This window comes from Candidatus Glassbacteria bacterium (genome assembly GCA_019456185.1).
In the GTDB taxonomy this organism is placed as follows: Bacteria; Gemmatimonadota; Glassbacteria; order GWA2-58-10; family GWA2-58-10; genus JAJRTS01.
In genome coordinates, this window is sequence record VRUH01000024.1 from 23,095 (window position 1) to 47,752 (window position 24,658).

Here is a 24,658-nt window from a genome sequence, read left to right on the forward strand (position 1 = left end):
AGTTACCATGTTCTGCACCAGAATTTCCGTAGTCACTTCGACCATTGTTACCATGATGCTTACCGCTCTTTTTGCCTGCGGTTCATCTTCGGGCGGGCGGGTGCTCGAAGACGAGCAGATCAGGGTGGAACTGACCCCGTCCGGAGGCCTGCAAGTGAGTCTCAAGGCTTCCGGCGGAGAGGTGCCGCTCAGCACGGGTAAGAATGCCGCGTTCGCCCTGGTGGATTCGGACGGCAATCTGGTGGAGCTGATGCCGTCCTCGGTTGAAAGCTACCAGGCTCCGGCGGACGATGAGTTCGGGCCGGGAGAGGGGCTGAAGGTTGAGATGCAACCGGTTGGAAGCAGCCCGCTTTCCGAACTGAAGGTGCGGGTGGAAATCCGTCTTGTTGATAAAAAACCCGGCGTGATTGTCTGCCGGGCCGATATCTCAGGACTGGACAGTGCTGCGATGGCCCGGCTGGGAGGAGTCAGTTTCTACCGGCTGAACCTCCGCGCCGACCTGGCCGACCCCCAGGCGGCCCCCCATGATTTTTACCTGTTTCAGGGAGCGGGTTACCAGTGGGGCAAGTGGCACACCCGGATCGAGGTTACCGAGGACTACGCGGCCGAAAACTGGACTGTCCGCCATCTGCCGGAACAGCGCGAGGGCGGAGGCTATCCGTTTAACTACCTCTGGACCGCCGGTGCCGGCCTGGCCCTGGCCCAGATCGATACGGTGCACCACGTGATGTCGCTGCCGGTAAATACCGGTCCCGACGGCTCGGTGACAATCTCGCTGGACAGACCCGCCGAGTTCATCCGGCCGGACGAAACAGGCGCCGAGCCCGGGCTGCCGGTGATGGTGGGCGCGTTCCGCGGTGATTTCTATGCGCCGTTAAAAGCCTACGGAGCCTTGCTTGAGCGGGGTCCGTTCACGTTCGCCAAAGTCCCGCCGGACGCATACGAGCCGATCTGGTGCGGTTGGGGATTCGGCCGCGATTTCACTCCGCAGGACATCTATAAAACCCTGCCGGCTGTCCGTGATCTGGGGATCCCCTGGGTGGTGATCGACGACGGGTTCCAGCAGAGTATCGGAGACTGGCCGCTGATCAAGGAAAAATTCCCCCGCGGTGACGCCGACATGCGGGCGCTGGTGGACAGTATCCACGCCGCCGGGTTCAAGGCCAAGCTGTGGTGGGTGCCGATGAACGTCCAGAGCACCGACCCGCTGATCGAGGAACATCCCGACTGGGTGGTGCTGGACAGCGAGGGCCGGGAAAAACGCGAGGACTGGTGGGATGTGTCCCAGCTCTGCCCGGCGTATCCTCCGGTAGTGGAGCAGCAGAAAGAGCTGGTGAGGCGTTTCCTTGAAGACTGGGATTACGACGGATTCAAGATGGACGGCGGCTGCCTGGGGATGGTGACCCCGTGCTACAACCCGGCCCACGGCCACAAGCACCCCGAGGAGTCGTGCCGGGCGGTGGCCTCGTTCTTCCAGGCGCTGCAGCAGGAAGCCGAGCGGATCAAGCCGGGCGCGGTAATGGAGGTCTGCGAATGCGGCCTGCCCCACGATCCGTTCAAGATGCAGTTCTACAACCAGCAGGTCTCCGCCGACCCTGTCTCCAGCGATCAGGTCCGCGCCCGGATCAAAACCTACCGCGCTCTGCTGGGAGATGACGCCGCTCTCTACGGCGACCACGTGGAACTCTCGACCGGGCCTTATCCGGGCGATGGAGTCGAAGTCAGAGAGGTCGGCAGCGATTTCGCCAGTACGCTCGCCCTGGGGGGAGTGATCGGCAGCAAGTTCACCGGTCTGGCCGACTCTCCCGGTGAGGACGAGCGCAAAAGACATCTCGGAATCCGCAGCCACTGGCGGCACTGGTTTGAGCTCTCTGACCGGCTCCGTCTCCACGAGGGCACCTACCTCAACCTCTACGATATCGGCTGGGACCTTCCAGAGACGCACGTGGTGGCCCGCGGCGACACGCTCTACTACGGGATTTTCGCCCAGGGGTTCGACGGTAAGGCAGAACTGCGGGGCCTGGAACCCGGCAGACAATACCTGCTGACCGACTACTCCACCGGCAAGGAACTGGGCCGGCTGGCAGCCACCGGACACGATACGTTCGAGTGCAGCGTGGACGGTAACCTGCTGGTGCGGGCCGCTCCGGCGGAGTGAGATGTCTCACGTGTTCCCGGACAGAGACCTTGATAATATTGTGCCTGGGGGTTATTTATCTCCTTTTTCCGTCTGTCGCAGGCAGCCGTATGTAAATTATCAAAACAAGGATCGAGTAATGACGCCGCATCTGATTGCCCCCCACGGGGGCGAATTGTCCGAATTAATAGTTGACCGGCAGCGGGCCGATGAGTTAAAAACCGGCTCCAAAGATTGGTCCGAATGGAACCTGACTCCCCGTCAGCTCTGCGATATCGAACTGCTGATGAACGGCGGGTTCAGCCCGCTGGCCGGGTTCATGAACCGCGAAGACTACGAAAAAGTCTGCTCGGACATGCGCCTGGCCGATGGAACTCTCTGGCCGATCCCGGTTACACTGGATGTGGATGAGCAGACCGCCTCCTCGCTGGAACCAGGATCCATGCTGGCGCTGCGGGACATGGAGGGCGTGATGGTGGCCGTGCTGGAAATTCAGGACGTCTGGCAGCCCGACCGCGCCGAAGAGGCCCGCCGGGTATTCGGCACCGACAACCCGGAGCACCCCGGTGTGAACCACCTGCACTACATGTCGCACCCCTGGTATGCAGGCGGAAAGCTCCATGGCATCCAGCTGCCTCATCATTACGATTACAGGGAACTGCGCCAGGGTCCGCGCGAGGTGCGCGAACGCTTCAGCGCTCTCGGCTGGCGCAAGGTGGTGGCGTTCCAGACCCGCAACCCCATGCATCGCGCCCACCAGGAACTAACTTTCCGCGCCGCCAGGGACCTGGAAGCCAACCTGCTGATCCATCCCGTGGTGGGCATGACCAAGCCGGGAGACGTGGACCATTACACCCGCGTACGCTGCTACCAGGCGATTCTGAAAAGCTATCCCTACAACACTGTTTCGCTCAACCTGCTGCCGCTGGCGATGAGGATGGGCGGCCCCAGGGAGTGTGTCCTGCACGCGATTATCCGCAAGAACTACGGCTGCACGCACCTGATTGTCGGGCGAGATCACGCCGGTCCGGGTTCCGACTCCAGCGGCAAGCCGTTCTACGGCCCGTACGACGCCCAGGAGATGCTGAAAGAGTACGAGCAGGAACTGGGAATAGGGATGGTGCCGTTTAAGATGATGGTTTACGTGAAGGACCGCGATGAGTACATGCCGGATGACGAGGTCCCCGAGGGAGCCAACGTTTACAACTTGAGCGGCACCCAGCTCAGGGACCGGCTCTCCAAAGGCACGGATATCCCGGACTGGTTTTCGTTTCCCGACGTGGTCAAGGAGCTGCGCAAAACCTACCCGCCCCGGCGCAAGCAGGGATTCACCGTCTTTTTCACCGGACTTTCGGGCAGCGGCAAATCAACTGTGGCCAACGTGCTGATGGTCAAGCTGATGGAGATGGGCGGCACGCGGCCGATCACCATGCTCGACGGGGATATCGTGCGCAAGAACCTCAGCAGCGAACTGGGGTTCAGCAAGGAGCACCGCGATATAAACATCCTGCGGATCGGCTACGTGGCCGGCGAAATCACCAAGAACGGCGGCATCGCGATCTGCGCGCCGATTGCCCCCTACGACAGCATCCGCAAGCAGGTCCGCGCCGAAATCGAGCCGCTGGGCGGGTTCCTGCTGGTCCACGTTTCGACGTCGCTCGAAGTCTGCGAGCAGCGCGACCGCAAGGGTCTCTACGCCAAGGCCAGGGCCGGGATTATCAAGCAGTTCACCGGCATCTCGGACCCCTACGAGGAACCCGCCGACGCCGAGATCGTGCTCGACACCGGCGAACTGACCGCCGAGGAAGCCGCCCAGCAGGTGATTCTATCTCTCGAAAAAGAAGGCTACATCGGCCCGATGGAGAACGACGAATGAGCCGGCGGCTGGAATTCGACGCCGAACTGCTCGGCAAAATCCTGCCGGAGATTATCGGTATCGCCAGGGGTGCGGGAGTTAAGACCGTTGCCTTCCAGCCATCCGCGGGCGGCACCGTGGAAACCAAGAGCGACGGCTCCCCAGTCACGCTGGCCGACAGGACCTCCCACGAGCATATCATGGATGGTCTCGCCAAGCTGGAGCCAGGGCTGGTGGTAATCAGCGAGGAGGGTGACCTCGACGGGGTCGAGTCCGGCTCCTGCGAGCAGTTCTGGCTGGTGGACCCGCTGGACGGAACCAGGGACTTCCTGGCCGGGCTGGACGAATACACGGTCAATATCGCGCTGGTGGAGGACGGCAACCCGATCATGGGCGTGGTAGTGGCCCCGGCAGGCGGAACCGCCTATTTCAGCGCCCGCGCCCTGGGAGCCTGGAAACAGATTTCCGGCTCACCTGCCCAGCAGATTTCCGCAGCACCAAGTGGTGACAGCCTGCGGGCCGCGATCAGCCGCTCGCACAGCTCCAAATCCACCGAGGAGTTCCTGGCCCGCCTGGGGGCTACAGAAACGCTGCGCAGCGGCAGTTCGATCAAAATCTGCCTGGTGGCCGAGGGCGCGGCCGATATCTATCCCCGGCTCGGCCCCACCAGTATCTGGGACACTGCCGCCGGCGTGGCCGTGGCCCGCGAAGCGGGCTGCGAGGTGACCGACCTGGATGGGAATCAACTTGGATTCGACCCGGCTGACGGGATTCTGCAGCAGGGCTTTCTTGTAACCCGGCCGGAGTTACTGGAGAAGGCGCTCGAGGCGCTGAAATAATCTCGAAAGCTGCGCAATTTAAAGTCCAGGCACACTTATTTGCCCAGCCGGTTGGCGGCCTCGAACACCTCGCCCTCATCGGCCCCGCCGGCTGTGGCAAACAGCTTGCCCACCTGGCTTAGTTTGGAATTGCCCCGCTAAAATGGACACTAAGTTAAACACTTTTTCCCAAATCAACCGCTCTCTTCCTTCATCACCCTGTGCAGTACGTTTCTCAGTTCCTCAATCTTGAACGGCTTTGGCACAACACCTCTGAACCCATAATCGTGATAGTTGGCCATCACAGGATCGTTGGAGTAGCCGCTCGATACTATTGCTTTTACTTTCGAGTCTATTTCCTTCAACTTCTCGATCGTCTCCTTGCCTCCCATGCCGCCGGGAATCGTCAGGTCCAGAATCACCGCATCAAACGGTTTGCCGGAGTCCTTTGCCTGCTCGTACATCTCGATGGCCTGAGTACCATTTTTGGCGCATTCCGCCTCATGCCCTATGTGCTCCAGCATCCTGATGGCCACTTCACGCACTTTACGCTTATCATCCATCACCAGAACCCTGCCCTTGATTACGGCGGTTTCCACCCGCTCTTCTTCTTCTCTCTCTGCCTGCTCGGCTGAAGCAGGAAGATAGATCTGGAAAGTTGTCCCGATGTCACGCTCACTCTCCACGGCAAGATGACCACCGTGCCTCTTGACGATCGAATACGATGTGGTAAGCCCGAGTCCACTCCCTGTCTGCTTGGTCGTGAAATAGGGATCGAATATCCTCGGTAGATGTTCTTCAGGTATGCCGGTCCCCTGATCCTTGATCGTTATCCTTACATACCTTCCCTCAGCCAGCGGCAAAACATCCTCGGAGCTGACAGCAACGTTCTTAGCCCGGACGCTGATCGTCCCGCCCTCCGGCATGGCCTGGTCGGCGTTGATTATAATGTTGTCGATCATCTGGCCGATCTGACCCGCATCAACCTCGCAGGGCCAGAGGTCTTTTGAGATGTAATGCCTGCATTTTACATTGGAACCTCTAAGAGAGAATTCTGTAGCCTCTATTATCAATCCTGAAATCGAGGTCGTCTCCTTAACCGGTTCTCCACCTTTCGAGAAAGTCAGTAGCTGCTGGGTCAAATTCGTCGCTTTCAAGCTGGCCCTCTCAGCTTCGACCAGTACCTCCCTGGTCTTCTTAACGTCTTCGCCTGCAAATATATTTGCCAGGGATATATTACCCAGAATAACTGTCAGGATATTGTTGAAATCGTGGGCGATCCCACCGGCAAGAACACCGATGGATTCAAGCTTGGAGGCTTTGATACGCTCTTCTTCGAGTTGGTTGCGATCGGTGATGTCGAAGGCGAAGTGCAAGTACAAATCCTCTGTTACTGGTATCCAGTAGGCATCCCATAATATGCCTAACGCCCATACTTCTATATGTTGAGATTGGCCTGTCTCCCACACTTTTGGAGCTAAACACCAGGGACAAGGGTCTCCTCGTTGCCCAATTGTCGAAAAGCATTGAGTGCAAGGATCGGCACCACCATCTCTGGCAATTCTATTGGATATTACAACTTCACGAGTAGAGACTCGCAACAACATTACAAAACCTGGAAATCCATCCAGAAGAATTTTGTTCAATCTAATTTCCTGTTGCAGTTTCTCCTCGGCCCGCTTGCGCTCGGTGATGTCCTGAATAGTTCCAATCATACCGGTTGGTTCACCTTTTTCATCTAACACAACCTCTCCCCTCGAGTGAACAATAATTTCCTTTCCATCTTTACGGATGACCCTGTACTCCATATCGTAGGGATCACGGGTCTTCATCGATTTTTCCACCCCGTCTTTTACCCGCTCGGAATCATCAGGGTGCAACATTACCAGTAACCATTGCAATGATGGTACTATTTCCTTGGGTTGATATCCAAAGATACGGTAAGTTTGATCTGACCATACCGCCTCATCGGTATGCGCATCCCATGCCCAACTGCCAACTTTTGCAACGTCCTGGGCCTTGACCAGATATCTCTCGCTCTCCCGCAGCGCCTCCTCTGCCTGCTTGCGCTCGGTGATTTCGCTCTTAAGTTCTTCATTCGTCCTTTTCAAGTCTGCTGTACGTTCTTCAATCAGTTGTTCCAGCCCTTCACGATGTTTTCTCAATTCCTTCTCTGCCGCATTTCGGCTGTTCTCATGGGCACGGATACGCCGATCTGCAACTGCTATACCCAATAGCCCTAAAAGCCAGATAACACTGAGCTCATATAGCAGAGACGTTTTCATCTTTTTGGCCTGTGCCAGGTGGGGAGCCATCGGTACTGAAACACTGATACCACCCCTGATATCACCTGCAGAATAACCTTGAGCAGCATGGCATTTAAGACACCTTTCCTCGGTTATCAAAGGCCGCATCATACGCATGTGTGCTTTACCCTCGATGAACGCGATAGAACTGACTTCCGCCTCCCCTCTTTCAAATGCTTCAAGTGCTGTCCTCTCCCATGGATCAGGGGCATTTTCCGGCCGGATCAGCTTAAGGCTCGTGATATGGCCACGAAGCCCATTTTCACCAAGTGAAAGTTCATTGACTTGGCGTGTCATGCAGGCAGGATTTATCAAGGTTAAACGCTTTCCGGAAGAAGCCGTAATATCACGCTCCTCAACATGGGAAAGATATGGATTGGGAGGTGTCTCTTCTGTTATCGGTACATAAACACCGCCATGCCTCGCTGCCCAACGCCGGTACAATAAGTCCTTGCTAAAAGCGACTTTTGCTTCCAAAAACGCATCCTCATTATTATTATTCTCCACTTGAATAAATCCCCGCCATAACGCTGCGCCAATTATCAATGTCCAGAAAACTGCAACACTCAAAATCAAAGGTCTGAGATGATGTGGCCAGGTTAGGAACACTTTGCTTTCTTTCCCCATGGTGCTACTCTCCCATTCCTGTCTCTGGATGTATTACCGACATTCACCATATCAAAGTTGATAGAGGTTATCTAAGCCGATATTCAGCCGAATTAACCCGGCGATCATGGTGATAATAATAAAAAGGGCAATTAAACCGAAAATTGTGGCCATAATAGTCATCGAAGCCTCCTGGCGGGGATTAAAGAAGAAGAAAGGGATGCACAAATTTTACGCAGCTACATTCCATACTTCCTGTAGCAGGTTATTTATAAGCCTTTCGGATTGTTGTAACTGCTCGGTGGTTATTGAATGCGAGGGTTTCAAGCCGCATGGGGGCAGGTCGGGGAGGATAAAAACAAAAGCCCCCGTTGCCTACTTGCGGGAGTAACCTTCGCTGACTGCCACATCAGGACGGACTACCGTTTTCGGCAACAGGGGAACCTTGAGATGGCCAAGGTTACCCCTATAAAAAAAACGGCAATCCATTGTTACTTCCTAACGTGGCAGTTTTGTATTGATAATACTGCGCATCAGAAGAAGCAAGAGGAAGTTGCCATTCCTTGCTGTCACTCTTTTCCACTGATTCTAATTTTATTGATATGTATGCCCATGCGACTCTATTTCATTCTTCCGGCCTCCTTAATCCGTTTTTGATATATTCCGCAATAAATTGTTAATTGGAAAATGGGAAATTACTCGTCTAACCGATCAACTGCCTGCCCGTTTTCTGCTGTCCGAATCCAATGGCCGTAGATGTCCACCGTCATCTGAATGCTGGCATGGCCCAACTGTTCTTTGACATAAACCGGACTTTCACCCTGGCTAAGCAGGTGACTGGCAAAAGTGTGCCTGATGTCGTGGAACTTTCGGTAGCGGACTTTAGCCCTTTTTAGCAACCTTATCCCAGGGTGCGACTCCCCCATTCCTGTCGCTGGATGTATAACCGACATTCACCATATCAAAGTTGATCTAAGTTATCTAAGCCTGTTTTTTCGATTTTGAAGCCACGTTTTCACCTTCCCGTCTCAACCCCTTGGCCGCACTTGTCATTGCCGCAAATATTACTCCTTATCAACAGGATGGCCGATTGCGTCAGGACTCGCTCCCCCCGCGGCCGGCAGGCGAGTCCTCTCCAGGGAAACCGCCCCGTCCTCCAGGACGAACAGATGGTCGGCCAGCCGCTCCATTTCGCTCCGGCTGTGGGTGACGTGCAGGGTGGTCACCCGGCTCTGGCGGCGCAATTCCACCAGCAGCCGGCACATCTCCTCATGGGTTTCGTCATCCAGGGCGTGCAGCGGTTCGTCCAGGCAAAGGACCCGGGGCCGGATGGAAAGGGCCCGTCCCAGGGCCACCCGCTGAATTTCGCCTCCGCTCAGACCGGCGGGCTTGCGCTCCAGCAGGTGTTCGATCCCGAGCATCTCGGCCAGTTCCGCCACCCGCCGGGCCACTTCATCCGGCTGATGCCGGCGGATTGTCGGTCCCAGGGCGAGGTGCTCCCGGACGGTCATGGTGGTAAACAGGGCCCCGTCCTGGGGCACGTAGCCGATGCCGCGCTCACCGGGTTTCAGCCGGGTCACGTCGCGCCCCATCAGGCAAACGGTGCCCGAGCGCACCGGGCGGAGCCCGCAGATGCCCTCGAGGATGGTGGTCTTGCCGCTGCCGGTCCTGCCCATCAGCACCCCGTAGCCGCCGGTGGGGATTTCGAAGGACACTCCCCGCAGGGAAAACCCGCCGGCGTCGAGATCCAGTTCGTTCACCGATATCATAGGCGCAACAGCTTTCCAAACGGCGCATCCCTGCCGTAGATGCGCACGATTACCAGTACGGCGGCCGCACAGAGGACCATCAGCAGCGAAACCGCCACCGCCGCTTCGATGTTCCCCACGGTCAGCTCCAGAAAGATAGTGGTCGGCAGCACTTCGGTTTTCATCCGGGTGGCCCCGGAAAAAATCAGTATCGGGCCGAATTCACCCAGGGCCCGGGCCCAGGCCAGGCTGGCCGCGGTGAGCAGTCCGCGCCGGGCCTGGGGGAAAACCACGATCCAGAACGCCTGTGCACGGCTGCAGCCCAGAGTGAGGGCCACCTGCTCCTGGCGCTGGTTGATCTGGTCGAAAGTGACCTGCATGGTGCGCACGGCAAAGGCGCAGGCCACCATGAACTGGGCCAGGATCACGCTGGGTATCTCGTAGGTCACCTTGACCAGGCCCTGGAACAGGCGGCCGGCCGGGGTCTGGAACAGGATCAGCAGGCTGAGTCCAATCACCAGGGGAGGCAGCACGATCGGGATGTCCATCACCGCATCGATCACCACCTTGCCGCGAAACTGGAAGCGGCTCATCAGGTAACCGATCGGCACCGCCACCCAGAGGGACATCACCGTGGTGATGGTGCACGAACAGAGGCTGAGCCAGATGGCGTAGCGGATTTCAGGACTCCTGAAGGAGGCCAGAAAATGCGAAGGGGTGGTAAAGGTGGCGTCTGCCACCAGCATGGCGACGATGATCAGGATGTAGCTGGAACCCAACAGGATCAGGCAGAAAAAGAAGACCCTGTCCGATGGCGGCCGGTAGCCCTCCGGGGCCTTGTCCGGCGCGGCGGTCATTGTGCTTTCACCAGCCACTCGAACCCCGCTTGCCTGAATCGTTTTTCCGACTGGGCCGAGCGGATGGCCCGGACCAGCCGGGAGGTCAGCCGGGGATAGCCGGTTTCGGCGGCCACGCCGATAGGCTGCACCGCCAGGGCCGACCGGTGGTCGATCGGCACTATCCCCAGCAGGTCCCTGACCCTGGACAGGTTGGCTTGGTAGACGATGACCGCGTCCAGGCTGCCCGTGCGCAGCTGGTTGACCAGCAGGTCGGCCGTGGGTGTCCGGGAGTTGACGTTCTTCATCACCGCCTGGTAAATACCCAGCTCCTTCAAGAGCTTCGCGGTCAGCGCCCCCAGGGCGCTCTGCTGCGTGTTGGCCACGCCCAGACGGAGCCCGGGGCGGGCCAGATCATCCAGTGACTTTATCCCGAGGGGATTGCCCCAGGCCACCGCGATCACCATCGGGGTGCTGGAAATATCCTCGGTATCCAGAAAGATGTCGGCCACTTCGGTCATGAACGACACGTCGCAGGCAAAGTAGGCGTCCGGCCGCTCCCCGGCCTTCATCTGGGCCACCAGGATGCCGCAGCCGTTGTAGACGGTGGTGACGGTCACCCCTTCGCGGCTGGAAAACTCGGCTACAGTTTCCTTGATCGCCAGCCGGTTCACCCCGCCGCTGAAGAGGACGATCTCGGGGTGCTCGCTCCACCGGTCACCTCCCGGGGCCGGCTCGAACCCCCAGTTGGCGAAAACCCTCTGGCCGCGTTCGGGCGCGCCCAGATAACGGCAGAAACGCAGGGCCGCAGCCGGGTTCCGGCAACTGGTGAGCACGCCGATCACCACCTCGGTGGCCGCCCCGTCGAACAGAGGCACCCGGACCGCTTCGATCTCTTCGTATTGGTTGGCGGTGGCGTCCCAGATCACCCCGGCGTCGACGGCCCCCAGCTTGATGTCGTTGGCGATTTCGGTCACGGTGGGCTTGTAGACAACTGCGGCCTGCTCGATCTGGTGCCAGAGGCCGGTCTGCTCGAGCAGCTTCCTGGTCTTTCTGCCGATGGAAGCGGCTTCTGGATTGGCCAGGGCCAGGCGCACGCCGCCGTCGAGCAGATCCTCCACCGAGCGGATGTTCTTCGGGTTGCCCCGGCGGACCCCGATTACCGGGCGCAGCACGGCCAGGGGAACCGATTCTGCCACCAGGCCCCGGGCGCGGGCCGCATCGAGATAGCTGCGGTCGGCAGCCAGGTAAAGGTCTCCCGTGCGGGCGATGGCCAGATTGCTCAGCAGCGTGCCCGACCCTCCGTACTGGAGCTGGACCCGCACCCCGTAGGTCCGCTCGTATCGGGCGGCCGCTTCGGCTACCGGCAGCTTGATCCCGGCCGCGCAGTAGAGCACCAGTTCGCCTGCCCCGGGGCCGCTGGTTTTATCTTCCTGCTTCCAGAAGAGCAGGGCCGCGCAGCCGGCCACGATAAAGAGGGAAATACCGAAAATCTTCCAGAAAGTGTTCATCAGCCGGTTCACTCCGCTGCGATTGCCGGAAAGACGGCGAGCGATTTTGTGCACTCCCGGAGGCCGCACGAAGCTACAAAATACCTCAATGCCGCACTCCGGGCAACACAATGCAGAGGAGGGTAGCCGGTGCAAGGGCCGCGGGGTGCCCCGGAGTGAGGAAGGGTCCGCAGGCGAGGCGAAATCCCGGAAAAAACACCGCCGGCCACAGATCAAAGCAGGTTGAACGGTACTTTCAGCTTGAGGTAGACGTTCCTGCCCGGACTCATCGCATAGCCCTTGTAGGTGTCGAGGAAGTCCCGATAGTCTTCGTCGGCAAGGTTGAGCACACCCAGGTTGACCGTCAGCCGGTCCCTGCCGGCGTCGATATCGAAACCCACGTCCAGGTTCAACAGGGTATAAGAGCCGGTAGAAGCCACGCCGAAGGGAATGGAAATATCGAACTGGGAAAACGGCTCGTAGAGTCCGGCCGAACGCTTGGACCGGGTGTGCCTGAGATTGAACTCGACCCTCAGGTTTTTAATCCCGCCCAGGCTCCGGCGCGAAAAGATGAGGGTGGAGCCGTACCTGTCCGGCGGCATCAGGGGCAGTTCGGCCCCGGTACGCTCATTTTCCCCGTTCACCGCCGCAAAAGTGTTCTCCCAGGCCAGCCAGGAAAGGATGGACCACTTGACCGACAGGTCGAAGCCCGTGAGCAGGGCGTCGGTCTGCCGGGTGCGGTATACCGGCAGGTCCTTGACGTTTTCGGCGATTGCCAGAGCGGGATCGTTGAGCAGAAAAATGTAGTTGTCGATCGAATTGCGATAAACGGTGGCGGAAGCTTCGAGCCGGGGGGAGCGCCACCTGAGGGACAGGTCGGCGTTGAGCGATGATTCCGGTTCGAGACGGGGGTCGCCCAACTGGAAGGCGAGAACTCCGCCGTGTTCGCCGAATGCGTGCAGCTCGAACACGTCGGGCGCCCGGAAGCCGCGGCCGAGGTTGAAAGCGGCCGCCAGCTCTTCGACCGGCCGCCAGCTCCCGCCGAAAGATGCGGCCATCGAGTTGTAGCTGTTTTTCAGGTCTCCCGCGGATTCCCCGGCCCCGTAGTCCGGCAGTTTGAGGTTCGGGTTGGCCCGGGCTTCGACCCGCCGGTGGTCGAATCGCAATCCGGCCGAAAAACTCCAGCGCTTCAGCAGGGCCTCCTCGAAGAGGTAGACTGCATAGTTGCGGATTTGGGCGCTGGGGGTGAGCGGTTCGGCCCCGCTGGTGTTCTGATCGTGGAAGGCGAATTCGGTGCCGAAAGTGCCGGAAAAGACTTCACCGGCCGTATGCAGGCCCTCCAGGCGCAGGGTGTAGACCTCGCGCCCCATTTCCCTGACGATGGCCCCGGGCAGCTCGCTGCGGCCCTTGCCGGGCGGATTGGCCTGGCGCAGATTGCGCTGGTAGTTGAACACCGGCCTGAAGTTGATCGGTCCGGCTGCGAAGCGGGCCTCCACCCGCAGTTCGTCGTTTTCCAGATTGTTGCCCAGGGCTCCTCCGCTGGGCAGGAGGAAATTGCCCTCGTTGCGCCAGAAATCGTAATGCACGGCCAGCGTGGCGGTGGGAAACAGGTAGCCCAGTCCCAGGGCGCCGGTGAGCTGGTCGAAATCGGTGTGGTCCAGCTCGCCGCTGAACCTGGGGTCGCCCCTGACGCCCGTCTGGCCGAAAGTGGGAACGGAGGGGCTGTTGAGGTTGCCCGCCGAGCGTCTGGTGAGGATCCCGTAATAACCCAGGCCGCCACGGGCGCCCTCCAGTTTCAACTGCCCGGTCACCTCGCCGTTGTTCGCAAAATACTGCCCCGTGGCGGCCCCGCGCAGTTCGGCCGTACCGGCCGGGGCGACGGGAACCAGCGGGGGGATCACGTTGATCACCCCGCCCAGTGCGTCCGAGCCGTAGAGCACGCTGGCCGGCCCGCGCACCACTTCGATCCGGCCGGCGTTCATCGGGTCCAGGTACGGCGCGTGGCGGACACCGAACTGCTGGTACTCCATGGCCACCCCGCTGTAAAGCACCCGTACCCGCTGCCCGCTCAGGCCCCGAATCACCGGTTTTCCCATGTTGGAACCGGTGGCCACCACGTCCACCCCGGCGATACTCTTCAGGGTCTGGCCCAGCGACCCGGTCCATTCGCGCTGCAGCGTCCGGCCGGCCAGCACATCCACCGCCTGGGTCGCCTCCAGCGGAGCCTGCGCCCTGGGGGTGCCGGTGATGGTGACCGCCTCCATCTCGATCAGGCTCAACTCGAGGGTTATCTCGAGCCGGCTGGTTTTCCCCCGCTCCAGCACCGCCAGCCTGGTCTGAGGCGCGAAACCGGTAAAGGAAAAGCTGACCCGGAAACTACCCGACGGCAGGTTCTCCAAGGTGAAAGTGCCGTCCCGGCCGGTGACGGCCGAGCGCCTCAGCTCCGGAACGTAGACCGATGCGCCCTTGACCGGCGCCAGGTCTTCGGCGTTTCTGACCACGCCGGTGAGCGTGGAAGACGGGGTCTGCGGCTGCGGATATGACCGGCCGGGTACGGCCAGAAGGCAAAGCGCAGCAGTCAGGCAAAAAGCCCGCACAGATAAAAAAACCGGTTTGAGCCGATATTCACCATCTAAAAATTGAAACAGCAAAAGATGGTTTTCCTTTTCGATCCTGAGCGAAATTTTTCGTCCTTTTCAGCTTGCATCAAGGGGTTCCCGTCGTTTCTGTGATAAATTATCCGTTCTCATCAGAAGTATCAATGATTTGCTGGGTCTGGGCAGGGAAAAAGCAACTATTCTCCCACAGTTCATACCAGGGAGTGTCATTTTTCAGGCCGTGCAACATCTCAATCGCTCAATCCGGAGCAGAATTTCAGCAAATATCTTCTTGCTGACTGCCACCTCTGCCATTTGAAACGTAATGTGACCTTGCCCTCCAAAGTTGATCCAGTTTATAAGTTAGAGCCTGGATTAAAACTTTTGGAAAGGAGTCGAGGTCTATGGACTCGTTTTCGGGGGGGGGGCAGGTCAAGGGGTAAACGCAAAAGCTTGAGTTCTCTTATAATTAGTGGTACAGCTTTTGTGGGCAGGCCAGAGGAATATGATCAAACGGGAAGCTCTGAGAATGAGGAAGACTTTTAACCTCGGGAAAGGAAGGCTCCAAATCAGTTGCAATTACTGAGAACTACACCTTAAATTTCAACATCAAATGTCCAACATGTTCTGACGACGTACAACATCGTGCATGCTGAAATGCCGGTAATTACTGTTTAAAAGTAAGATGCGCAATAAACTCTGATTTTCGATTCCAGAAGTGGGAAAAGCCTACTGTAAAAACGAAAAGCAAGTCCTGACTAACTTGGGTCAACTTCTGATAGGGAAAAACGAGTTGAATTTTGTTTTTTTCGCAACCCTATTCCTGACTTTGGGTTTTAATGCATACTCCGCGGAGGCGAAAGCACAGAGCCCTACTGAGTCCCGGAAGGCAAAACCGTCTGTATCAGCGTTCAAAGTTGAAGGCGGTCTTACGATGGCCGTTGGCTCGATTGCTATCCCGTATTGCCAGGACGCGATCTGGCAAGTGTTGACAGATTATGAGCATCTATCCCAGTTCATTGAGGAGATGGATTCATCTGGAGTTCTGGCGGATTCGGGAAATGCGAAAATTATCTATCAAGCGGGAACCGGGAGCTTTCTGTTCTTCCGAAGACATCTGTATGTGAAGCTCATGGTTCAGGAATTCTTCCCGGACAGCATCTCCTTTTACCAACTCCACGGCCCGTTTAAAGATTATTATGGTTATTGGCATCTGACAAAGGACGAGACCACTGGAGTTACCACCACGCAGTGTATTGTAGTGGCTAAACCTGATTTTTTCGTACCAGGCTTTATTTACCGCCTGGTGATCAGTAAGAATTATCGAAAGATTTTAACAGATGTATTGACTGAAGTCGAACGCAGGGTAAAACATCCTTGAGCTTACTTTCGAACACGTACGCAGTTGGGCAAGACTATGATAGATAAGATTCAATCTGACAATAATCCCCTTAAAATAGTCCGGTATGGGCGCTATTTTAGATTTTTTAGACCTTCCGCCTGAATTTTGCTTTTCGAAGTGTATTGAGAATTCTTAAAAAACAATACGAAACGAGTTGCATTGTCTGTCATCGTTATTTTTGCTTTTATCGCTCCTGTGATTGCCAACTCTTCTTCATGGAACATCGACGCTGAGCATTCAAACATACACTTTAAAGCAAAGCGCTTCCTGATTTCACACGTCAGTGGAAGTTTCAGCGAGATTAGCGGGGTGATGATCGGCAATAACGTAGAGATTACCATCAACTTAGAATTCACCAAAGAAGCCCCCTGAGGAGTTAAAGGGGATTTCCTTTTCTGCGAGGGAACATACGGCCATAGTGTAACGGCAAGTCGGATCACTGCACCCCGAGGTGCCGCCCCCGAAAAAGTCGAGGCAGGGTAGCTGAGGTTCGCTGAGGAACAGCTTGTTGCAAGGAGCATCCTGCGGGAAAACGCGATCAGGCTCTACAGGCTGAAAAGGCACCTCTCTGAGTTTGACGAAGCTCAAGAACAACCAGCGGCGGTTTCAGGCTGAGGTTTACTCGAATTTCCAGTTGGTGATCTCTTTAAAAGCCCATTCCGGGGATTTGTCCTGGTGACAGTTATTGCACCCATTGGGGGTTCCGTTGGCCAGTGTCGATCGCGGCGACAGAAAATTGAAGCTGTGGTCACGGGAATCCCATTTCACCGCATTTTTACCGGTCTCCGGCATGTGACACTCTATGCATTTACTACCCGGGCCCTGCTCCTGATGGTGAGTATGCTCGGAGAGAGAAATTTTATAGACCGCCTGGGGTGAGTTTTCTCCGTGGCAGGAGAGACATAATGAGTTGGTGCCGGAAGATTTTACGGTAAAAGATGTATAGCGGCTGCCGTGAGAATCGTGGCAGGTAAAACAATTAATCCCGTAATGGTACATTTTGCTTTGGATAAAAGTGTTGCCTTGAACGCGGTTTTTATGCGCATTGCCATCGGCCCACAGTTCATATGAATTTTCTCCGGTCGGCCTGCCGTAATTCCAATATTGCTTCAAATCTTCCCCTGGTTTATAACCCACCGGCCAGGCATATTCCTCGAAATCTCCTTTGGGCGGCCTTCCGCTCATATGGCATTGAAAACAAATCATATTGCCCCGCTCATGGCTGAGCTTTAGCGGATTGATGATATTTCCCCCTTTTTCGTCGTCGAGATGAAGACCGCCGGGGCCATGGCACGCCTCGCAGGCGATATTCGGTTCAGCGGGAATTTTTTTTAACACATCGAAACCGGTGGTGTGGCACCCTTCACACAATTTCGAACTCGGGCGTTTATTCCATTGCCTGGGATAGATGTCTTCTGCAGCCCACCAGTCATTTTTAGGGAAATATTTAACCCATTCCTTTGTTTCAACATTCCACTGAGCAGGCAGAATATAATAATCGTCACCTATCTTTTTGGCATACCTCTGCTTGAATCTACTCCCTATCAGCATATCTACATCATTTATGGTAAAGGTGAGATCGTCATCCCGGCTGGAAAAATCTCCCAGGACGTTTTTCTCCGGGCCGCTTTTTACCACCTCCTGTTCCATCCTGGAGTGCAGAGTCGTTTTCCAGCCCGTATAATGCTGCTCATGGCAGGCTTCACAAATCTGCGAGCCTACATATAAATTATTGCCTGCCTCTGCACAGTGGCCGGAAGAAAAGGCCAGAAAAACAGGCAACAGAGTGAAACTCATTATCCCGTACATTACAGCTATCCGTCTCATCATCCGTTCCTCCATCTCCAGCCCCCCCGGGGCTAAAGGGTATCGTATCTCGCGTGATGTCTCAAAAGATGAACTGCGCTCCCAGGTAAAGAAGCAAGTCCGAGCCGCCACTTGCGCCACCACCGAGACTTCTCCCGCCTGAGGCCAGCAAGGTGAATCCCTGGTGAGTCTCAAATCTGGCGCCCAGGTTGAAAACCCACTCGCTCTCATCAAATCCGGTAGTAGAGGTACCGTAGATTTCCCCCATTAATTCGAGCCTTTCCGAGAATTCATGTCCCAGGGCAAGGCCAAATAGCAACTCATCCTCGCCGCTTGAAAGGAAAGCGTAGCCGAGTTCTCCGTTCACCGAAAGAGGACCCAGCTCTCCTGCCACTTCTAAAGGCAGGAGAAATTCCGAACCATCTTCAACGAGGCCCCGCCGGGCAGACGAAGTCGGGTTGTTGAATTCAAACTGAGGGTAGGTCGAAATATCTACTCCATGATCCTCCCGATCAATAAATCGCCATTTCACTCCCAGTGTCGAATTGCCCAATCCGTTTTTTGTCTTCCCGCCCTCGTTTTTAAGTAAAAGCCAGGGCACTTCGAACTTTAGCTGTAACCGGTCTCCCAGGCCGTAATTAATATCGAGAAGCGGGCTCTCTAAGAGATGCTCTCCCCTGTTTTTCTCTACAGTCACGGCTAGATTGATTTCCAATCGACCATCTCCCGGCGTGCCGGGATCATCGGTAAGCATAGGGGGACCGCCCTGAGCATAGACTCCTGCCGCGCCGAGGGCCAGGCAGAGAATAACGACACCGGTAAAAACAGCGATTTTCATGTGAGACGGTAGATCTGCAGAGTGCGCTCTGTACCGTTTGCAAAGGAAGCCGTTACACATAAATACCGAAACTCTCACCCGGAATCTCTCCTGAGAAATGTCCCCGTTTCTATTTAACGTTCAGGAAAGAGGTATTATTACAAATAAAAGTTTTTCGCGGTCAGGGAGAATCTACGGGGGGAATAATCTCTCTAAATCATCTTCTCAAATAGCTAATTTAGTTCATTAGAGAAACTTTTTTCAACTTTTATCAAGTCTTCTGTATGTTGTAGGTGAAATCGTGCTGCGGCAGAAGTTTTAACCGACATGTACCAGCTATGATAAAGCTCAAGCTCAGTATGTTAGGGAGGCTGCTGGGATAATGCTGTGGCTGAGTCGTTTTTCAAAACCATCGAGACCGAACTAATCCGTCAGAACACATTTTTCACCAGAGATCAGGCGAAGAAGGAAATATTTGAATATATCGAGTCCTGTTAGAACCGCATCAGGAGACATTCGACATTGGGGTACAAAACTCCAGTCCAGTATGAAGGCTTAAAAAAAGCGGCTTAATCAGGTGTCCATTTTTATGTGGCAATACCAGTCGGAGATGTACTGAATATCATTCCTCGGCTCAGAAAAAAAAGGCCCCAACAGTGAAGCTGTTGAGGCATAATCAAGGATGTTTTTGGCACATATTGGCACAAAACTGTGATTGACAACTGGTCAAATGTGCCGGGGATTAATGTAACCCGTTGAAAAATATGGTCGGGGCGACTGGATTCGAACCAGCGACCACCGGCCCCCCATGCCGGTGCGCTACCGGACTGCGCCACGCCCCGAAAACACTCGGCGGATTCCCAGGGGAAACAGCCCATAATCTATTATCTTCAACGCAGTTTGACAAGGATGTCGCCGGTATTAGCCGCGGATCAGCTCTCTGATTTCCACTAACTGGCGGCGGACATCTTCGAGCACCTGACGGTTACGCTGCTCAGCGGGCAGGGCGTCCAGCCCCTTCTTGCGCATCTGTTTGAGCTGCTGGAGCTTACGCTGCGCACCCTCGATTGTGTACATCTCCGTGTAGAGCAGGTGCTTGATCAACTGGACCACCTGGATATCGCTCTTGCGGTAGGCCCGGTTGCCGGCGCGGTTTTTCGAGGGGCTGAGGACCTTGAACTGAGTTTCCCAGTAACGCAAAACATGGGCCTTCAGATCGGTGATCTCGCACACCTCGCTGATCGAGTAGTATTCCTTATCCGGAAAAATATCGGACATGGCATCTCCGAAGTGGATATTCTCTCCCCGCGACAGGTTGGTGCGCAGGGACGTTACTCGTATTCTTTTTTGAGTTCCCGATTCATCAATTCACGGATCGCCAGCTCGACCGACTGGCCCTCGAACAGGATCCGATGGACCTGCTCCACTATCGGCATCTCCACACCCAGCTTGCGCGCCAGTTCGTATGCCGACTCTGTTGTACGGATACCCTCGGCGACAGTGCGCTCCTCTCCACCCGTTATCTCCTCCAGAGACTCTCCATGGCCGATCCGCAGCCCGACCTTGCGGTTACGGCTCAAATCGCCGGTACAGGTCAAGACCAGATCGCCCAGTCCGGAAACACCGGAAAACGTCGCGGCGCTGGCGCCCAAAGCCGCTCCGAGACGGGCGATTTCCGCCAGGCCGCGGGTGATCAGCGCCGCGCGGGTATTGGTTCCCAGACCGGCGCCCTCAATCATTCCGGTGGCGACCGCGATCACGTTCTTCAGGGAACCGCCGAGTTCCACCCCCACCACGTCATCGTGCTTGTACACCCGGAAATACGCAGTCGAAAACAGGCCCTGCACCAGTAGGGCCGCCTGCTCATCCCTGCTGGCGGCGGTAATTACTGTCGGGCGGCGCGCGGCGACCTCGCTGGCGAAACTGGGACCGGATAGAACCACGTACGCCTTGACCTTCTCTGCCGGCAGGACCTCGGCCACAAGTTCGCTGATCCTCTTCAGCGAGCCGCACTCGATTCCCTTGCTGGCGTTGACCAGCACGGTACCAACTCCGATCCTTCCGGCGGCCCCGGTCAGCACCTCGCGCATGACATGGGTCGGGCAGACCGTGACCACCACCTCGGCCCCGTCCACTGCCTGCTGAATGTCGCTGGTGGCGCCCAGGTCGCCGCTCAGCTCGACTCCGGGCAGATAGAGCTCATTACGGTGTTCGCGCCCGATCTGCTCTGCGACCTCGGCTTCCCAGGACCAGAGAACAACGTCCTTGGCCTTCGATGCCAGCAGGTCTGCCAGAGTGGTGCCCCAGCTTCCGGCTCCGATCACCGCGATCCTCATCTGGAGCCACCTCCGCGGCTGAGACGTTTTTCTTCGCCGCGAATCAGTCTGCCGATATTCGAACGGTGGGTGATGAGCACACCGCAGGCTACCAGGACCCCGAAAGCCTGGAAGACCGGAAATCCCGGCGAACTGGTGTCCATGGTCAGGAAAATCGCCGGCGGCAGGGTCAGCACTGCTGCCAGCGATGCCACCGAGACGATCCGGAACACCGCGAAAAGCGCCGCCCAGACCAGCACACAGATTCCCACCGCCGCCGGGCTGATCGCCAGCATGACTCCCGCGACGGTGGCGACTCCCTTGCCGCCCCTGAATCCGACAAACGGGCTGTATATATGTCCCGCCACCGCGGAGATACCGAGTACGCACTGCAACAGGACAGTGCTCGAAATCTGAACCGTCGAGGGCAGCCAGAATACCGTTGCGAACCCCTTTAAAATATCCACCGAAAGCACCAGCATGGCCGGCACCGTACCCATCACGCGGAACACATTCGTGGCGCCGAGGTTTCCGCTGCCGTGCTCGCGGAGATCGATCCCCTGCAGGAGACGGCCGGCCAGATAACTGGTGGGGACCGCTCCGGCAATAAATGCCGCCAGTGATACCGACAGATATATTAAGAACATGATCGCTCTGGTTTTCGTTTATCTGGTTTTGCGGTGCTGACGGCTGCCCGCGCGACGGCGCTTCGGGTTTTTCCGGACAAAATGCAACCAGACAGGAGTCCCGGGAAACGGGAACTCCTCGCGCAGCCTGTTGAGCAGGTAGCGACGGTAGTGGTCGGGCACCAGGTCCGGATGGTTGGCGAACACCTCGATCACCGGCGGCGCTTCCCCGCTCTGACGGGCTCCGTAAAAAATCAGCCTGCGTTTGCCCACAACCGGGGGTTGGAGCCTCTCGGTAGCTCTCAGCAGCACGCTGTCGAGCTGCTCCCGGGTGAGCTTGCGTTTACGCTCCTGGGCGACCTGGACCGCCAGTTCAATCAGCTTGCCGATCCGCTGGGCGGTAATCGCCGAGATAAAAATCATCGGCACATGCGCCAGGTGGGGATAGTCCGCCTTGATCCCCTTCTCGATTTCAGCGGCGGTGTTGGTTTCCTTCTCCGCCACCAGGTCCCACTTGTTCATCGCCAGCACCAGTCCCTTGCCGGCGTTGATCGCCATGTCGGCCACGCGGAGTTCCTGGCGCAGCAGGCCCTGGCCCGAATCGAGCATCAGGACCGCCACCTCGCAGCGCTCGATACAGTTGACCGTGCGCAGCATGGTGTAGTAGTCCAGCCCCCTGGCCGTTTTCATCTTGCGCCGCAGGCCCGCCGTGTCGATCAGCACCAACTCGCGGCCCTGGAACCGGATCCTGGTATCCACCGGATCGCGGGTGGTCCCGGCCACCTCGCTGACCAGCATCCGCTCCTCGCCGGCCAGCTTGTTGACCAGCGAACTCTTACCCACGTTGGGTCTGCCGACAACGGCCAGGTGGATCGCCTGGTCGGTCTCGTCGGTATCGGTATCGGGCCACCGCCCAATGGTGTCCACCAGCAGGTCGAGCAGGTCTCCGCTGGCGTTGCCGTGCAACGCGGAAACCGCTATGACGTGCTCGAACCCCCAGCGCTGGAACTCGCCTGCGGGAAACCGTCCCTTGAGGTCCGATTTATTGACCGCCAGAACTACCTGCTTGCCCGTGCGGCGAAGGTAGCCGGCCAATTCCTCGTCACCGGCGGTGGGCCCCTCGCCGGCATCCACCAGGAACAGCAGCACGTCGGCCTGGCTGATCGCGATATCGACCTGCACGCGCAGCTCATCGCCGAACTCCTCGCCGACCGCATCCATGATCCCGGCGGTGTCGATCAGGGAAAACACGCGGCCGTTCCAGTCCACCTGGCCGTAAATCCTGTCGCGCGTCACTCCCGGGGTGCTGTCAACTATCGCCACCCTCCTGCCGACAAACCTGTTGAACAGTGTCGACTTGCCCACGTTGGGCCTGCCGATAACCGCTACCCTGGGAAGCGATCTCACGACTAACCGACCCTCCTAAAGCCTGACAAGCCAGATATCGCTCTTGTACTTGTCGACAATTTCCCGGGCCACCTCGTGGGCGTCGCCGCTGCTGCTGTACTGTCCGATCCGTACCCGGTGCCAGCGGCCGCTGTCGAGATCGACTTGTTCCACCCGCGAGTCGTAACCTTTATTTCTGTAAAATTCCGCCAGCTTGTTGGCGTCCTCGAGAGTGGACCAGGAAGCTACCTGGATAGTGTAGTCGCCGGGTACTGATTTGAACGCCTTCTCCACCGGTTCCGGCTCCGGTTCGGGTTCCGGCTCCGGTTCGGGTTCGGGCTCCGGCGCGGGCGCGGGCTCGGGTTGCTGGACCTGTGCCTGCGGCTGGGGCTGGGGAGCAGGCTCCTCTTTTTTGCCACAGGCAAAAGCCAGCACCAGCAATGAGAGACAGACTGCCAGTAAGATCCTGTTCATCGGGCACTCCGTGGTTTGAGAGAAAGCACAGGGGTAAAATAGCTGATTAAGTTTCCGCTAGCGAGTTTCCTTCATATCCACTGTCATGAGTTCCAATGCCCCGGCCGGACTGCCGGCGGCGATTGCCCTGGCCGGGGCGAGCTTGCCGCGCAACTGATCCAGCGTCATGTCGTCGAGAAACAACCTGTCCTCATTCAGCGCAGCCCCGGGCAGAAGATAGATATCGGCCGGTGGAGATTTCCTCACCGCCGCAATGATATCTCTTCCGCAGAGCAAACCCGCCACCGTGATCGAATCACCCAGCAGGCGGTTGGCGACCGGGGTAACGCGCCACGATGCGGGCAGAACTTTTTCTATCCGCGGCAGAAACCGCTCCCTGAATACAGGAGCGAACAGCTTGCCTGTCAGAAAGTTTATCCGGCTGTTCCTGCTCAAATTGCCCGGACCGATACGCCGCAGCAGCTTGTCCAGCTCGGACAGCGCACTGCGCACAAGGCCGATCCCGTTTTCAAGCTGCGGGTAGCCCTCGCAGCTCGCCGCCGACGGCAGCCGCGAGCCGCTCAGAATGTAGAACTCATCGGCCGCGAACACGAACCTGCCGCCCCGCTTCCGGCGGAAACCGCGCTGGAGGCGATGGATCGCCCGCAGCGTTTCGGCCGCCCCGGCCGGGGTCACCGGTTCCAAGGCAGGCAGACGCCGCCGATGGGCGGTGAGGCCGACCGGGACAACAGCCAGACTCAGTATTTCCGGCCCCAGCGCTTCCAACTCCAGTGCCGTGCGTTCCAGCACCACTCCGTCATTTATCCCCGGACAGAGCACGAGCTGGCAGTGGAGTTCAACTCCGCAAGCTATCAACTCGTCCAGCAGGCTCAGGATATCCGCCCGGCCCCGTCCGCCCAGCATCCTGCCGCGGATTTCCTCATCCGTGGCGTGGACCGAGATATAAAGCGGGCTCAGACCCATCCCGGCGATCCGGTCCAGATCGCGCTCACGGAGGTTGCTGCCGGTGATATAGTTACCGTACAGGAAACTGTGACGGTAATCCTCGTCCTTGACATACAGCGAGCGCCGGAGGCCTTTGGGCAACTGATGCACGAAACAGAACATGCAGTTACAGCCGCAACGGGTAATCCGGCCCTGATCGATATCGAGACCCAGGCTCTCGCCGCTCGTGCGGTGGAGTGTCAGCAGAGTGGCAGCGCTGCTGCCCGCCCTGCGGTACTCCAGTTCCAGTTCGGCGTCGGCTGTCAGAAACAGAAAGTCGAGGAAATCCTCGACCTGCTGACCGTTTATCGTCTCGATTGTGTCGCCCGGAGTCAGTCCGGCTCTATCCGCAGGCGAGTCGTTTTCAACCGCTGTAATCCTGACCATTACTTGTTTTACTATACCAGACGGTAAAAACATCGTCAAGAGAAACATCCCGTACGGGGAATTTCCCC

The 24,658-nt window shown here is 57.4% G+C and carries 20 protein-coding genes and 1 tRNA gene; 6 read left to right on the forward strand and 15 right to left on the reverse strand.

Translation table 11 applies throughout. The features are described 5' to 3' along the window. Positions 1-7 precede the first annotated feature (7 nt). The 3 genes from FVQ81_10265 (at position 8) to cysQ (ending at position 4,831) form a co-directional block, all read left to right on the forward strand. Positions 8-2,158 (forward strand): alpha-galactosidase, encoded by a 2,151-nt coding sequence (locus tag FVQ81_10265; GenBank protein MBW7996929.1) that lies wholly within the window; start codon positions 8-10, stop codon positions 2,156-2,158. A 118-nt stretch (positions 2,159-2,276) separates the two neighbouring features. After that, positions 2,277-4,013 carry a bifunctional sulfate adenylyltransferase/adenylylsulfate kinase gene (locus tag FVQ81_10270; GenBank protein ID MBW7996930.1) on the forward strand — a complete coding sequence of 579 codons (1,737 nt, stop codon included), beginning with the start codon at positions 2,277-2,279 and terminating at the stop codon, positions 4,011-4,013. Then, entirely contained in the window at positions 4,010-4,831 is an 822-nt protein-coding gene (cysQ, locus tag FVQ81_10275; protein ID MBW7996931.1) for a 3'(2'),5'-bisphosphate nucleotidase CysQ, read from the forward strand. The genes FVQ81_10270 and cysQ overlap by 4 nt, the downstream gene beginning before the upstream one ends. A gap of 173 nt (positions 4,832-5,004) precedes the next feature. On the opposite strand, the gene FVQ81_10280 is transcribed toward cysQ, so the two are convergent. The 6 genes from FVQ81_10280 to FVQ81_10305 form a co-directional block, all read right to left on the reverse strand. Further along, positions 5,005-7,743 (reverse strand): DUF3365 domain-containing protein, encoded by a 2,739-nt coding sequence (locus FVQ81_10280; GenBank protein MBW7996932.1) that lies wholly within the window; start codon positions 7,741-7,743, stop codon positions 5,005-5,007. A gap of 674 nt (positions 7,744-8,417) precedes the next feature. Further along, positions 8,418-8,675, reverse strand: a complete 258-nt coding sequence (locus FVQ81_10285) for a tyrosine-type recombinase/integrase (protein ID MBW7996933.1) — start codon at positions 8,673-8,675, stop codon at positions 8,418-8,420. A gap of 111 nt (positions 8,676-8,786) precedes the next feature. After that, the gene (locus FVQ81_10290; protein MBW7996934.1) at positions 8,787-9,491 is read right to left on the reverse strand and encodes an ATP-binding cassette domain-containing protein; all 705 of its coding nucleotides are present in this window, start codon (positions 9,489-9,491) and stop codon (positions 8,787-8,789) included. Beyond that, positions 9,488-10,327, reverse strand: coding sequence for an ABC transporter permease (locus tag FVQ81_10295; GenBank protein MBW7996935.1), 840 nt, complete (start codon positions 10,325-10,327; stop codon positions 9,488-9,490). Before FVQ81_10295 ends, FVQ81_10290 begins: the two co-directional genes overlap by 4 nt. Continuing rightward, positions 10,324-11,817, reverse strand: a complete 1,494-nt coding sequence (modA, locus tag FVQ81_10300) for a molybdate ABC transporter substrate-binding protein (protein ID MBW7996936.1) — start codon at positions 11,815-11,817, stop codon at positions 10,324-10,326. Before modA ends, FVQ81_10295 begins: the two co-directional genes overlap by 4 nt. Before the next feature lie 212 nt (positions 11,818-12,029). After that, positions 12,030-14,393: a TonB-dependent receptor gene (locus FVQ81_10305; protein MBW7996937.1), complete on the reverse strand. Its 2,364-nt coding sequence runs from the start codon at positions 14,391-14,393 to the stop codon at positions 12,030-12,032. Positions 14,394-15,186: 793 nt separating this feature from the next. Here FVQ81_10305 and FVQ81_10310 point away from each other — a divergent pair. Both FVQ81_10310 and FVQ81_10315 read left to right on the forward strand, forming a co-directional pair. Next, complete coding sequence (locus FVQ81_10310; GenBank protein ID MBW7996938.1) at positions 15,187-15,774, forward strand: hypothetical protein; 588 nt, start codon at positions 15,187-15,189, stop codon at positions 15,772-15,774. Positions 15,775-15,954: 180 nt separating this feature from the next. Next, complete coding sequence (locus FVQ81_10315; GenBank protein MBW7996939.1) at positions 15,955-16,167, forward strand: YceI family protein; 213 nt, start codon at positions 15,955-15,957, stop codon at positions 16,165-16,167. Between the two features lie 246 nt (positions 16,168-16,413). Here the strand turns inward: FVQ81_10315 and FVQ81_10320 are convergent, their stop codons facing one another. Both FVQ81_10320 and FVQ81_10325 read right to left on the reverse strand, forming a co-directional pair. After that, positions 16,414-17,832, reverse strand: coding sequence for a cytochrome C (locus FVQ81_10320; protein ID MBW7996940.1), 1,419 nt, complete (start codon positions 17,830-17,832; stop codon positions 16,414-16,416). Further along, positions 17,684-18,517 carry a hypothetical protein gene (locus tag FVQ81_10325; GenBank protein ID MBW7996941.1) on the reverse strand — a complete coding sequence of 278 codons (834 nt, stop codon included), beginning with the start codon at positions 18,515-18,517 and terminating at the stop codon, positions 17,684-17,686. The genes FVQ81_10320 and FVQ81_10325 overlap by 149 nt, the downstream gene beginning before the upstream one ends. A 288-nt stretch (positions 18,518-18,805) precedes the next feature. Between FVQ81_10325 and FVQ81_10330 the strand changes: the two genes are divergently transcribed. Next, positions 18,806-18,916, forward strand: a complete 111-nt coding sequence (locus FVQ81_10330; GenBank protein ID MBW7996942.1) for an IS3 family transposase — start codon at positions 18,806-18,808, stop codon at positions 18,914-18,916. A gap of 267 nt (positions 18,917-19,183) precedes the next feature. Here FVQ81_10330 and FVQ81_10335 read toward each other — a convergent pair. From FVQ81_10335 to FVQ81_10365, 7 genes are all read right to left on the reverse strand, one after another. Continuing rightward, positions 19,184-19,260: transfer RNA gene (locus FVQ81_10335), tRNA-Pro, on the reverse strand. 79 nt (positions 19,261-19,339) lie between these two features. Next, positions 19,340-19,696 (reverse strand): MerR family transcriptional regulator, encoded by a 357-nt coding sequence (locus tag FVQ81_10340; GenBank protein ID MBW7996943.1) that lies wholly within the window; start codon positions 19,694-19,696, stop codon positions 19,340-19,342. A gap of 53 nt (positions 19,697-19,749) precedes the next feature. After that, positions 19,750-20,754: an NAD(P)-dependent glycerol-3-phosphate dehydrogenase gene (locus FVQ81_10345; protein MBW7996944.1), complete on the reverse strand. Its 1,005-nt coding sequence runs from the start codon at positions 20,752-20,754 to the stop codon at positions 19,750-19,752. Next, positions 20,751-21,380 carry a glycerol-3-phosphate 1-O-acyltransferase PlsY gene (plsY, locus tag FVQ81_10350; protein ID MBW7996945.1) on the reverse strand — a complete coding sequence of 210 codons (630 nt, stop codon included), beginning with the start codon at positions 21,378-21,380 and terminating at the stop codon, positions 20,751-20,753. Before plsY ends, FVQ81_10345 begins: the two co-directional genes overlap by 4 nt. Before the next feature lie 18 nt (positions 21,381-21,398). Further along, positions 21,399-22,766: a ribosome biogenesis GTPase Der gene (gene der, locus FVQ81_10355; GenBank protein ID MBW7996946.1), complete on the reverse strand. Its 1,368-nt coding sequence runs from the start codon at positions 22,764-22,766 to the stop codon at positions 21,399-21,401. A 15-nt stretch (positions 22,767-22,781) separates the two neighbouring features. Next, a complete protein-coding gene (locus tag FVQ81_10360; GenBank protein ID MBW7996947.1) occupies positions 22,782-23,219 on the reverse strand; it encodes an SPOR domain-containing protein in 438 nt (145 codons plus the stop codon). A 57-nt stretch (positions 23,220-23,276) separates the two neighbouring features. Then, on the reverse strand, positions 23,277-24,638 hold the full coding sequence (locus FVQ81_10365) for a DUF512 domain-containing protein (protein MBW7996948.1): 1,362 nt from the start codon (positions 24,636-24,638) through the stop codon (positions 23,277-23,279). Positions 24,639-24,658: the final 20 nt, after the last annotated feature.